This is a genomic window from Leucobacter sp. NPDC058333, assembly GCF_042726155.1.
In the GTDB taxonomy this organism is placed as follows: domain Bacteria; phylum Actinomycetota; class Actinomycetes; order Actinomycetales; family Microbacteriaceae; genus Leucobacter.
This window is the reverse complement of sequence record NZ_JBHXHV010000001.1, coordinates 1,267,977-1,280,083: the sequence shown is the minus strand read 5'-3', so window position 1 is coordinate 1,280,083 and position 12,107 is coordinate 1,267,977. Positions and strand designations below refer to the sequence as shown.

The window sequence follows — 12,107 nt, the reverse complement described above, 5'->3', positions numbered from 1 at the left end:
CCATGTCTTACGATCCCACTGCTGCGGTAGACACTGCCGCGCTCCAGGCCTCGGCCAAGAAGCACATGTGGCCGCACTTCACCAACCGCAAGGTGCTCAATGACGGTATCCCCGTCATCACGCGCGCCGAGGGCCACCACATCTACGACGGCGCAGGCAAGCAGTACTTCGACGGCCTCTCAGGTCTCTTCGTCGTCAACGCCGGCCACGGCCGCGACCGCATTGTGCAGGCAGCTGCCAAGCAGATGAAGCAGCTCGACTTCATGCCGATCTGGTCGTACGGCCACCCGGCAGCAATCGAGCTCTCGGAGCGTCTCTCGAGCTACGCGCCCGGCGAGATGAACAAGGTCTTCTTCACCACCGGTGGTGGCGAAGCTGTTGAGTCAGCGTTCAAGCTGGCAAAGCACTTCTGGAAGATCAAGGGCCAGCCGATGAAGCACAAGGTCATCTCGCGCTCGGTCGCCTACCACGGCACCCCGCAGGGCGCGCTGGCGATCACCGGCATCCCCGACATGAAGAAGTTCTACGAGCCCCTCACCCCGGGCGGCCACCGCGTGCCGAACACGAACTTCTACCGCGCCGATGAAATGGGCGCGCCGTCGAACGATCTCGAGGCCTTTGGCCAGTGGGCAGCGAACCGCATCGAAGAGGCGATCCTCTTCGAGGGCGCCGACACCGTCGCCGCTGTCTTCCTTGAGCCGGTACAGAACTCGGGCGGCTGCTTCCCCCCGCCCCCCGGATACTTCAAGCGCGTGCGCGAGATCTGCGATCAGTACGACGTGCTGCTCGTCTCCGACGAGGTCATCTGCGCCTACGGCCGCGTTGGCGAGTTCTTCGCTTCGAAGGCACTCGGCTACGAGCCCGACATCATCACCTCTGCAAAGGGCATCACCTCGGGCTACGTCCCGCTCGGTGCGATGATCGTCTCCGACAAGGTTTCTGAGCCGTTCAACTCGGTCGAGAACACCTTCTACCACGGCTTCACGTTCGCCGGTCACCCGGCCGCTGCCGCTGCCGCCCTCGAGAACCTCGATATTTTCGAGGAAGAGGACCTCAACGGCCGCGTCCGCGAGAACAGCCCGCTGTTCCGCGCTGAGCTCGAGAAGCTGCTCGACATCGACATCGTTGGTGACGTGCGCGGTGAAGGCTACTTCTTCGGCATCGAGCTGGTGAAGGACAAGGCCACCAAGGAGACCTTCAACGAGGAGGAGTCGGATCGACTGCTCCGCGATTACCTCTCCCCCGCGCTGTGGGAGGCTGGCCTCTACTGCCGCGCCGATGACCGTGGCGACCCCGTCATCCAGCTCGCTCCGCCGCTGACCATTGGTCCGGCAGAGTTCGCAGAAATCGGCGGCATCCTCCGCAGCGTCCTCAAGGATGCGTCCTCGAAGGTCTGATCACTCTGACCTGACAGGTGTGGCCCTCTCGCTTCGCGAGGGGGCCACACCTGTTTCCGGCGCCGCGCCGCGGCCCGGGCCAGCCCGCTGAGCGCGAGGGGTTTCGCTGAGCGCGAGGGGTTTTAACGCTGATATTCCCTCGTGCTCAATGAAAGCGCTCGTGTTGAGCGGGGCGTCGGGACGGGGCGCGTCCGAGATTGGGAACTTCGACGCCGAATGAGTGCAGGCGTTCGCCCAGGGTGCGCACGCTCGTCAGCGCTTTCGGGGGCCACCGCACCATCGAGTTCCCTGTGATGCCCCGGATCTGATCCTCGCGTTCCTTCTCAAGCACGACCACGGCTTCCGCAGATCGGCCGCCGCGCAGTTCGGCATCGAGGTATTTTGCCTGACCGTCGACCTCCCCGAAGATGCCCTGCCCAAGAAACTCAAAGTCAACCCAGTACCGGGCACCGCCGACTCCGTCCACGCGCACCTGAATGTCGACGTCAATGTCGAGTCGCTCCAGGCAGAGCCGGCTGACGCTTTCGACGGGAGAGTCTGCCCGCGGGTCCGCGAACTTGAGCAGGTGTCTGGCCTTGCGTACGCCCCGATGTCCCGGGAACCGATCAAGCAGTGCAAGTTGTTCCGCGCGCCACTCGTGCGCGGGGTCTGATACCCCCTCCCGCTGTGCACCGAAGAGCAAGCGCATGCCAGAGTCGGCCGCCGATATAGCCATTTCTGGGGAAGCGCATCGCGCGAGGTCCAAGATAGTGCGCGTCAGACTCGTCACGCGGATACCGAAGATCTGCGTTTCGTCACTGCTGCACCATTCGCCGAGGTGTCGAGCGACCGTCGCCGAGCTACGCCCCGGCCTCGCAGTCGGTGTCAGCGTGTGCACTCTCAGGTCGCGGAGCCCGTACAACGGGATGCCCCACAACGCCGCAGCAGACTGGTGCGAGAAGAGGGGCGCGCACCGCGCATTCACCGCCGCAACCGCCAGGGTTCGGGCGAGGAGACGCTGCTCGGGAAACCACATCGACCACACTTCATGAGCAACAAAGCACCCGCGGATGACGCGCACGAGTCGCCCCTCTCGAACACCCGCGGCAATCGCGCCCCGCTCAAGGTCGTCGAGTGCCGACCGCGCGAAGGAAAGGTGCTCCCACACGCCTCGTATTCTGATGTCCCCGCTATCGAGTGGCATGCTTCAATGCTGCCCGCCCATACCGCCCAACTGGAGTTTTCCACAGACCTCCCCTGAACTCCTTCAAAATTCAGCCGCCACCATACCTGTGAGCGGAATTGCCCCGCCCCGCGCCGCGCGCCAACGCCGCTCCGCGCCGCGCGCCAACGCCGCTCCGCGCCGCGCGCCAACGCCCGCCGAGCACGAGGCCTAACCGCGAACACGAGGGAAAAACCCGCAAGAAACCGTTCGGGTTCGGTGGAAGCCCTCGTGCTCAGCGGGGTTGGGTTGGGTTGGCGGGCGGGCGGGAGCGGGCGGGCGGGAGCGGGCGGGAGCGGGCGGGGCGGGAGCGGGCGGGGCGGGAGCAGGCGGTGCGGGAGCGGGCGGGCGGGTTAGGGTGTAGGCATGAGCAGCAATGACGCACAGCTTCCGCAGTCTTCGGCGACAGCGCAACCGGCGCGAACAGCATCACCGGTGCAAGCAGCGCAACCGACGCAGGCGGCGCAAGCAGCGCAACCGGTGCAACCGGCGCAAGCAGCCGTGCCGCAGTATGCACCGCCGCAGTACCAGCCGCCTGCGCAGTACGCGCAGGTCACTCCTGGCGGGGGCCAACGTGGGAACGCGCACGCGCCCGGCAGCCTCAATGTGCCCGGTATCGCCGCACTCGCACTGCTGCTCGTTAACGCGTTGATCCCAATGCTGACACCGACGTTCTACCGGTTGGCGGCGAGCTCGGACGATTTCCAATTACTTGGAACGATCCTCAGCATTGTCAACATCGCGCTGTTGCTGACCGCGGGAGCCCTGGCAATCATCGGTCTCGTTGCCAAACGGATGACCCGTTGGCGTTGGGCCGCGATTGGCGCCGCGGTCGCCGCCGGAATCGGACTCGTATCGTACGGCTTTTCACTCCTCGGCGGCTTGATCTATCAGTTCAGCTCGTCATTCTGACAGCACGACCCCGCACTGTTCACGACCCCGCTGTTCACTACCCCGCATACGCGGAAGCGCCCGCCACCGTAAGGTGACGGGCGCTTCGCAGATGGTGCGTCCGGCGATCGCCGGCGAACCTGCAGACTAGCGGCGCAGACCGAGACGCTCGATGAGCGAACGGTAACGCGCGATGTCGACGTTCTGGAGGTAACCCAGGAGACGACGGCGCTGGCCGACGAGCAGCAGGAGGCCACGACGCGAGTGGTGGTCGTGCTTGTGCTCCTTGAGGTGCTCGGTCAGGTCCTTGATACGACGACTCAGCATCGCGACCTGAACCTCAGGGGAACCGGTATCGCCCGGCTTCGTCGCGTATTCTTCGATGATCGCCTGCTTGACATCTGCTTCAAGTGCCATAAGGGATCCCCTTCCTCTTGCTGCGCGGCGCCGTCAGCAGGATGCTGGGGCTCTCTTTATCCGCGGCCGTTCAAACGGCAACCTGCATAGCCTACCACCATTCCGCCATGAACGCCCCTTGAGCTACTCGCTCACGTCGGATAAGCGCGAAATGCCCGCCCGACATCGCGACGAAACACAACCGGCACGGGGCGGTAACTGCTCGGAGACGGCTACGAAACAGCCGCGGCGCACACTGGTTCCACTGTGGCGGACATGGCCCGCTCGAGAGAAAGGCACCAGCATGGAACTCACTCCTTCTGACGTGTGGACGCTTACGAGCGCGGCCCTCGTCTTGATCATGACCCCGGGCCTCGCCCTGTTCTACGGCGGCCTCGTACGCGTGCGCTCCGTCGTCAACATGATGCTGTTCAGCGTCAGCGCGATGGGCGTCGTCGGCGTGCTGTGGATCCTGTTCGGCTACAGCATGAACTACTTCGCCGAGGGCGAGAGCGGCTTCGCGGGGAGCCCCTTTAAAGATTTCGGTCTGATCAACACCGATCCGGCAAGCTTCATCGGGGTCGGGTTCGGTGCCGTCTTCGCCATGATCACCACGGCGCTCATATCGGGTGCCATCGCTGACCGCGTCGGGCTCGGCTCGTGGGTGCTCTTCTCGGGCGTCTGGGCAACGTTCGTGTACTTCCCGGTCGCCGCGTGGGTCTGGGGTGGCGGCTGGATTCAGAATCTCGGTGCGACTCTCGGCTTGCCCGACGTCATCGATCTCGCGGGCGGCACGGTCATTCACATCAACGCGGGCGCCGCGGCACTGGCCCTGGCGCTCGTCGCCGGCAAGCGAATCGGCTTCGGCAAGGGGTCGCACCAGCCGCACAGCATCCCGCTCGTCACGATCGGCGCCGCCCTGCTCTGGTTCGGCTGGATCGGTTTCAACGCCGGGCTCGCCACAGAGACGGGCGAGGCTGGCCTGATCCTCGTCAACACTCTCGCAGCACCCGCCGCCGGTATTGTCGGCTGGATCCTGGTCGATGTCATTCGCGGAAAGAAGCCCGGTGTCATCGGTGCCGCCTCGGGTGCCGTCGGCGGCCTCGTCGCGATTACGCCGTCGGCCGCGAGTCTCTCCCCCGTGTGGGCGCTCCTACTCGGCCTCATCGCCGGCATGGCCTGTGCGTTCGCGATCGAGTGGAAGTATCGCCTGGGCTACGACGACTCGCTCGATGTGGTCGGCCTGCACCTCGTCGCAGGTGTCATCGGTTCGCTCTACCTCGGCTTCTTCGCCTTCAACGACGGCCTGTTCACGGGCGGCGACGCTGGTCTACTGGTTGTGCAGTCGATCTCGGTGGTGTCGGTGATGCTGTACTCCTTCGTGGTCTCCCTCGTCATCGCGCTCGGCGTGAAGCTCCTCACGGGGCTGCGCGTGCCGCCGCAGGTCGAGGAGGCCGGGATCGACTTCGCCGCACACGGCGAAGAGGCGTATGCATACGCCTCGCCTGAGTCGGAGCCGGTGCCCACGCGCTGATTCTGTCTCTCCTATACGCGGGGCCCGGTCGATGACGCTCGGGCCCCGTTCTCATGCCCCGTGCACCAGCAAAGGCGCCCGGCTGGACTAGGCTCTGCTCCATGAGCGACTCCCCCGCAGCAGCAGCGTCTGACCACGATCCGAAGGCGCTCGCTGAGCTCGCCGCCGAGATCGCCGAACGCGCGGGTGCACGCATCCTTGAGCTGCGGGCGCAGGGCGTCTCGATCGCCGCGAGTAAATCGAGTGCTACCGATGTCGTGACGGCGGCAGATCAGGAATCCGAGCGACTCATCGTCGCCGCGATCCTCGACGTCCGTCCAGATGACGGCATCCTCGGCGAAGAGGGCACCGGCATCACGGGCACGAGCGGCATCACGTGGGTCATCGACCCGATCGACGGGACCGTGAACTACCTGTACGACCTGCCTGCCTACGCAGTCAGCATCGCGGCAACTGTCGCCGACGAGTCGGCGTTCGCGGACGGCCGCCGCGCCATCGCGGGCGCAATCTGCAACCCGCGCACAGACGAGCTCTTCGTCGCGTGGCTCGGCGGCGGCGCCACCCGCAACGGCGAGCCGATTCACGTCACCGGGCAGACCGATCTCGCTGTCGCGCTGGTCGCGACCGGGTTCGGCTACACGGTCGAGCGCCGCACGGAGCAGGCCGCTATGGTGGCGCGGGTGATTCCACGGGCACGCGACATCCGCCGCAACGGCTCTGCTGCATACGATCTCTGCATGCTCGCCGCTGGACGTCTCGACGCCTACTACGAGCGCGGCCTCATGCCGTGGGACTACGCGGCGGGCGTGCTCATCGCGAGCGAGGCGGGCGCCACGCTCATCGGACGCGACGATTCGACCCCGCCGGGCGAACCGTTCATGGTCGTCGGCGCGCCGGGTCTCGTCGAAGAGCTGCGCGCACTCGCACTCGGCGAGTAGCGCGGGCGGCTCGCTACTCGCTACTCGCTACCCGCGACGAGCAGCCAACCGAGCGGCGCGGCGGATCAGCCGCGCCTCGCCCGACTCACTCCGTGCCGCCGTGCTCCGTTTTCCAGGCCACCGCGCGGGCGGTGAGGCGCTCGGCCAGCGCTTCAAGCTGCGCGGGATCCGCAGCCCCCGAGCGGGCGTAGGCCACCCCGAGCAGGAATGTCGACAGCGGTGCCGCCGGCCGCGCAACGTCGTGCGCAACGTCGCGCGCGACGTCAAGCACGGTGCCGATGCGCACAGCTTCTGAATCGACGCCGAGCTCCGCGGTCGCAGCCGCGAGCCACGCATCAAGAGCTTCTGGTGGGAGATGATTCGACATGCGTCCTCCTGGGTCTGGAATCTCGACGTACGGCTGCGTTTGACGTTGTGTTCGCGCTCGCGCTCGCGCAAGGTCTTGCGGTGTATCGATGTCTGCGACGATCTCACTTGGCGCGTCGCGCCAGCCGATCGTCAGCCGTTCGGTGGCGCGCCGAAGCGGTTGGTTCGCGATCTCGTCGCCGAGATGTGCGACAGCTCGCGAGAGCGACGCGACGCGGTAGCGCCCCGCAAGCCACTGCGCCCGCCCGTCGGGGTCGCGCAGCACCACGGCGTCTTCATACGCTGCCGGGGATTGCGCAAGCAGCTGAGTGATCACGGCGTCGGGGTGCTCGAGGTCGCACGAGAGCAGCAGCAGTTCGGCGTCACGCTCGCTGCTCTCCAACCCGATCGCGCTCAGCCCAGCGGCGAGCGCTGCGAGCGGTCCCGCGAACGGCGGATCCTCGCGCACAACGACGCAGTGATTCAGGCCCGCGCGATCCGGACCCACGATGACCGGGCGATTCACGCCAGCGGCCTGCGTCGCGGCAATCACCCGATCGAGCAGTCGCTGCCCGCCCAGATCGAGGTCTGCCTTGTCAGCGCCGCCGAGTCTGGAACCGCGCCCGCCCGCGAAGATGATCGCGGCGACGATCGCGCTCACGACGTCACACTCACGAGGTCACCAGGATCACGTCGACGGATTCGCCCTCCGCAACATCCCCACGATCGACATCAACGAGTGCGTACCCGTCAGCGCCCCCCTGGCCGCCGACGGCGTGCGAGTAGCCGCGCGGGTCGACAGCTGGCGAGCACTGCAAGCCCGTCGACGCACCTCGGACGCGCACGGGCAACACCTGCAATCGGCCAGGGCTGCCGCGCCAGCCGCGTTCGACCACCGCCCGGACGCGGGTGCGCTGCAGACGCGTTGCACCCTGAAGGCGCAATAGTGCGGGCCGTACAAACAGTTCGTAGCTCACCGCTGCGCTCACGGGATTGCCGGGCAGCGCAAACATCAGCGCGCCGCCACCGCTACCACTACCGCCAGCCAGCCTTCCAAAGCACTGCGGCTGCCCGGGCTTCACGGCGACCCGCACGGCGTGCACCGATGGTTCACGCTCAAGCGCGATCCTAACGACGTCGTGCGCGCCCGGCCCCACCCCGCCCGTCGTGATCACCGCGTCGACCTCGCCGGCGAGCTCACGCAGCCGAGCGCCGAGGGTCACCGCGTCATCGTCGGTTACTGAGACTGAGACGGCTTCAATTCCGTCTTCTGCGAGGAGCGCCTGCACGAGCAGCGAGTTCGACTCGGGAATCTGACCTCGTTCAAGCGGTTCACCCGCGGCGCGCAGCTCGGCTCCCGTGGCGATGACAGCGACGCGCGGGCGCGGGCGCACGCTCACCTCGGCGACACCTGCGGCGGCGAGCGCCGCGATGCGGCGAGCGCCGAGCTGGTCTCCTGCGCGGGCGATGCATGCGCCAGCGGTGACATCTTCACCGCGCCGCCGCACGTGAGCGCCGGCGGCCACGGGGCTCAGCACGTCAACAGTGTGTTCAGCCCACGCGTCCCCGCTCACATCGTTGACCGTGTGCTCGACGGGCACCACTGCGTCGGCAGCGCTCGGCATCGGCGCGCCCGTCATGATGCGCACGGTCGTGCCCGGCGGCAGTGCCGGGTCGGCTGAATCGCCCGCCGCGACCTCACCGATCACGCGGAGGCCCACCGGCGACGCATCGCCCGCCGAAGAGGTATCGCTCGCGCGCACCGCGTATCCGTCCATTGCCGAGTTGTGCCAAAGCGGCAGATCGACACGGGCCAGCACGTCAGACGCGAGCGTCAGGCCCACGGCGGCGCGAAGCGGCATACTCGAGGCGGGCAACGGCTTCGTCTCGGCCAACACGGTCGCGAGATGCGCGGCGACAGAGCGCGATTCGTCATGGATTTCGCTCATGCCGCTCCGATCCTGGCCACAGTCTTCGCCGGTATGCCTGCTTGCTCCCAGTCCACTTCGATGATATCCAAGAGGTGTGTCCCGTATCGCAGCTCGTCGACGAGTGACCCGCCTCACGGCTGGCGGATCCCGAACCCGTCGCGCCGATTTTCTCGCCGTGGAAGAGCCACTCGAAATTCGCGTGCGCGGCAAATCGCTCGCAATTACAATGCGCACACCGGGCCACGATGTTGAGCTTGCCGCGGGGTTCCTCGTTTCGGAGGGCGTCATCCATCGGGCGAGCGACTTCGCAGCCGCAATTCACTGCGCGAGCGACGGCGAGCCGAACACCTATAACGTGCTCGACATCGCCCTCGGCCCTGACGTGCCGCCGCTTGATCCGAGTCTCGAGCGAAACTTCTACACGACCAGTTCGTGCGGGCTGTGCGGCAAGGCAAGCATCGACGCTGTCCACACGCAATCCCACTTCACCGTCGCCGACGACCCGCTCGTCATCGAAGCCTCGCGCATCATCTCGTTTCCCGATGCGTTGCGCGCGCAGCAGGCCGTGTTCGAGCGCACGGGCGGGCTGCACGCCGCCGCACTGTTTGACGGCCGCACCGGCGAAATGCTCGTGCTGCGCGAGGACGTCGGCCGCCACAACGCCGTCGACAAGGTCGTCGGGTGGGCGCTGCAGCAGGGGCTGTTGCCACTGCGATCCCACGTGCTCATGGTGTCTGGCCGCGCGAGCTTCGAACTCACGCAGAAGGCACTGATGGCGGGCATTCCCATGCTCACCGCAGTGTCGGCGCCGTCGTCGCTCGCGATCGAGCTCGCAGAAGCCTCCGGTCTCACCATCGTGGGATTTCTGCGCGGTGAGTCGATGGTCATTTACACTCGCGACGATCGCATCGTCGACCCCGCGATCGACGCCAACGACGGCAACGAAGCCAACGACGGCACGACTTCCCCTGTATCCGGCCACACCCTCGAGAAAGCAGTCCACTCATGAGCCCGAAGGCCCCACGCGACGATTTCTCGGACGCCGATATCGAGATCACTCCCCCGAAAACCCACGCGGTGGGCATTGAGGGCGTGTTCCACTCCATGGAGCCCGCGATCAAGGTGATGGGTCTCGCCCGCACCGCGAAGCTCATGACGAAGATCAACCACAAAGACGGCTTTGACTGCATGAGCTGCGCGTGGCCTGACCCCGATCACCGCAAGATCGCCGAGTTCTGCGAGAACGGCGCGAAGGCCGTCACGTGGGAGGCGACGCCCGTCACTGTGTCGCGAGCGTTCTGGCAGGAGCACTCGCTGACATCACTTGAAGACAAGACTGAATACTGGCTCGGCATGCAGGGCCGGATCACCGAACCTGTCTATAAGGCAGCCGGTTCAGATCACTATGAGCCGGTGAGCTGGGACCGTGCGTTCGACATCGCAGCCGGGCACCTCAACGCGCTCGACAACGCGAATGAGGCGTCGTTCTACACGAGTGGGCGGGCGTCGAACGAGGCGGCGTTTGTGTATCAGCTCTTCGCCCGCGTGCTCGGCACGAACAACCTCCCCGATTGCTCGAACATGTGTCACGAGTCCACCGGCACGGCGATGACCTACTCGGTGGGCATCGGTAAGTCGACGGTTGCGTACGACGACTTCTTAAAGTCCGACCTGATCATCATCATGGGGCAGAACCCCGGCACCAATCACCCGCGCATGCTCACGGCCCTGCACGAGGCGAAGCAGAACGGCGCGAAGGTCGTTGCGGTGAATCCGCTCCCGGAGGCGGGGCTGATCGGGTACAAGGACCCGCAGTCGATTCGCGGCTACGCGGGCAAGGCAGTGCAGATCGCGGACCAGTTCCTCAAGATTCGCTCCGGCGGCGACGCCGCTCTGCTGCAGGCACTGTCGAAGCGTGTCATGGAGGCGGAACGACGGGCTCCGGGCACGGTGCTCGATCACGACTTCATCGCAGAACACTGCGACGGCTTCGAAGAGTTTGCCGAGCACATTCAGCGAGTCGATGACGAAGAGGTGGAGCGGGCGACCGGGCTCTCGACGGCTGAGATCGACGAACTCGCTGAGCGGTACCTCAGCTCAGATCGGGTCATCATCGCGTGGGCCATGGGTGTCACTCAGCACCGTCGCAGTGTCGACACGATCAAGGAGATCATCAACCTGCTGCTGCTGCGCGGCAACATTGGCAAGCCGGGCGCCGGCGCCTCGCCCATTCGCGGCCACTCGAACGTGCAGGGCGACCGCACAATGGGCGTCTGGGAGCAGATGCCCGATTCGTTCCTCGACGCGCTCGGGGCCGAGTTCTCGTTCGAGCCGCCGCGTGATCACGGTGTCGACGCGGTGCACGGCATCCGCGCGCTCGCCGAGGGAAAGATTAAAGTCTGGATGGGCCTCGGCGGCAATCTGCTCGGAGCAATCTCTGACACGAACCTCGCGGAGTCGGCGATGCGCAAGACGCGGCTCAGCGTGCAGCTCTCGACGAAGCTCAACCGCTCGCACGTCATCACGGGAGAGGAAGCGCTGATTCTGCCCGTGCTCGGCCGCACCGAGGTCGACGCGCAGTTGAGCGGACCGCAGTACGTGACCGTCGAAGACTCGGTCTGCGCGGTACACGCGTCCCACGGACAGATCCCCCCGATCTCTGAGCACGTACGCTCAGAGGTTGCGATCGTCGCCGGGATCGCCCACGCGACGCTCGGCACCCGCCACGGCATCGACTGGCTCGCGATGATCGACAACTACGACGTGATTCGCGATCACATCTCACGCGTCGTGCCGGGCTGCGCCGACTACAACGCGAAGACCCGCCGCCGCGACGGGTTCATCTTGCCGAACGGACCGCGCGATGAGCGCCGGTTCAACACGGCCACGGGCAAGGCCCGGATCACCGTGAACGCGCTCGAGCACGTCGAGTGCCCGCCCGGCCGCTTGATTTTGCAGACGATGCGCTCGCACGACCAGTTCAACACGACCATCTACAGCCTCAACGACCGCTACCGCGGCATCAAGAAGGGCCGTTCGGTGATCTTCGTGCACCCCGACGACCTCGCGGAGCTCGGTCTCAGCGACGGCCAGACGGTCGACATCTTTAGCGAGTGGAAGGACCAACCCGACCGTGTGCTGCGCGGCTTCCGCACCGTCGCCTTCCCGACCGCGCGCGGTTGCGCAGCGGCCTACTTCCCGGAGGCGAACGTGCTGGTGCCCCTCGACAGCACGGCGCTCGAGAGCAACACCCCGGTGTCGAAGGCGATCATCGTGCGGCTCGAGCCGTCGAACACCCCCGTGGGAGTCGGTCGCCCGGTAACGGTGTAGCTGCACAGCGAAGTGGGGGGGGGGGGGGGGCGGCCCCCCCCCCCCCCCCCCCCCCGCGGCCCCCGGGATTTTTGGGGGACGCGCCCGCCGGCCCCCCCGCCCCCCCCCGCGGGGGGGGGGCCGGGGGCCCCAAGCGGGGGGGCG

The 12,107-nt window shown here is 66.4% G+C and carries 10 protein-coding genes; 6 read left to right on the top strand and 4 right to left on the bottom strand.

The genetic code is table 11. The annotated features are described in order from the left end of the window. Nucleotides 1–2 precede the first annotated feature (2 nt). The gene (locus ACFWHR_RS06015) at nucleotides 3–1,397 is read left to right on the top strand and encodes an aspartate aminotransferase family protein (protein WP_382447358.1); all 1,395 of its coding nucleotides are present in this window, start codon (nucleotides 3–5) and stop codon (nucleotides 1,395–1,397) included. Between the two features lie 145 nt (nucleotides 1,398–1,542). Here ACFWHR_RS06015 and ACFWHR_RS06010 read toward each other — a convergent pair whose 3' ends face one another. After that, nucleotides 1,543–2,544: a hypothetical protein gene (locus ACFWHR_RS06010; RefSeq protein WP_382447357.1), complete on the bottom strand. Its 1,002-nt coding sequence runs from the start codon at nucleotides 2,542–2,544 to the stop codon at nucleotides 1,543–1,545. Nucleotides 2,545–2,964: 420 nt separating this feature from the next. On the opposite strand from ACFWHR_RS06010, the gene ACFWHR_RS06005 reads away from it, so the two are divergent. Next, nucleotides 2,965–3,510, top strand: coding sequence for a hypothetical protein (locus ACFWHR_RS06005; RefSeq protein ID WP_382447356.1), 546 nt, complete (start codon nucleotides 2,965–2,967; stop codon nucleotides 3,508–3,510). A gap of 126 nt (nucleotides 3,511–3,636) precedes the next feature. On the opposite strand, the gene rpsO is transcribed toward ACFWHR_RS06005, so the two are convergent. Continuing rightward, on the bottom strand, nucleotides 3,637–3,906 hold the full coding sequence (gene rpsO / locus ACFWHR_RS06000) for a 30S ribosomal protein S15 (RefSeq protein ID WP_382447355.1): 270 nt from the start codon (nucleotides 3,904–3,906) through the stop codon (nucleotides 3,637–3,639). 283 nt (nucleotides 3,907–4,189) lie between these two features. Between rpsO and ACFWHR_RS05995 the strand changes: the two genes are divergently transcribed. Together ACFWHR_RS05995 and ACFWHR_RS05990 are read left to right on the top strand one after the other, a co-directional pair. Further along, entirely contained in the window at nucleotides 4,190–5,419 is a 1,230-nt protein-coding gene (locus tag ACFWHR_RS05995) for an ammonium transporter (RefSeq protein WP_382447354.1), read from the top strand. A gap of 101 nt (nucleotides 5,420–5,520) precedes the next feature. Continuing rightward, on the top strand, nucleotides 5,521–6,357 hold the full coding sequence (locus tag ACFWHR_RS05990) for an inositol monophosphatase family protein (RefSeq protein WP_382447353.1): 837 nt from the start codon (nucleotides 5,521–5,523) through the stop codon (nucleotides 6,355–6,357). An 85-nt stretch (nucleotides 6,358–6,442) separates the two neighbouring features. On the opposite strand, the gene ACFWHR_RS05985 is transcribed toward ACFWHR_RS05990, so the two are convergent. Then, the gene (locus tag ACFWHR_RS05985; protein ID WP_382447352.1) at nucleotides 6,443–7,363 is read right to left on the bottom strand and encodes an NTP transferase domain-containing protein; all 921 of its coding nucleotides are present in this window, start codon (nucleotides 7,361–7,363) and stop codon (nucleotides 6,443–6,445) included. 10 nt (nucleotides 7,364–7,373) lie between these two features. Further along, nucleotides 7,374–8,651: a gephyrin-like molybdotransferase Glp gene (gene glp, locus ACFWHR_RS05980; RefSeq protein WP_382447351.1), complete on the bottom strand. Its 1,278-nt coding sequence runs from the start codon at nucleotides 8,649–8,651 to the stop codon at nucleotides 7,374–7,376. Between the two features lie 76 nt (nucleotides 8,652–8,727). Here glp and fdhD point away from each other — a divergent pair, with 76 nt between their 5' ends. After that, the gene (fdhD, locus tag ACFWHR_RS05975; protein ID WP_382447350.1) at nucleotides 8,728–9,642 is read left to right on the top strand and encodes a formate dehydrogenase accessory sulfurtransferase FdhD; all 915 of its coding nucleotides are present in this window, start codon (nucleotides 8,728–8,730) and stop codon (nucleotides 9,640–9,642) included. Beyond that, nucleotides 9,639–11,963, top strand: a complete 2,325-nt coding sequence (locus ACFWHR_RS05970; RefSeq protein ID WP_382447349.1) for an FdhF/YdeP family oxidoreductase — start codon at nucleotides 9,639–9,641, stop codon at nucleotides 11,961–11,963. Before fdhD ends, ACFWHR_RS05970 begins: the two co-directional genes overlap by 4 nt. The last annotated feature ends 144 nt before the right edge of the window (nucleotides 11,964–12,107 follow it).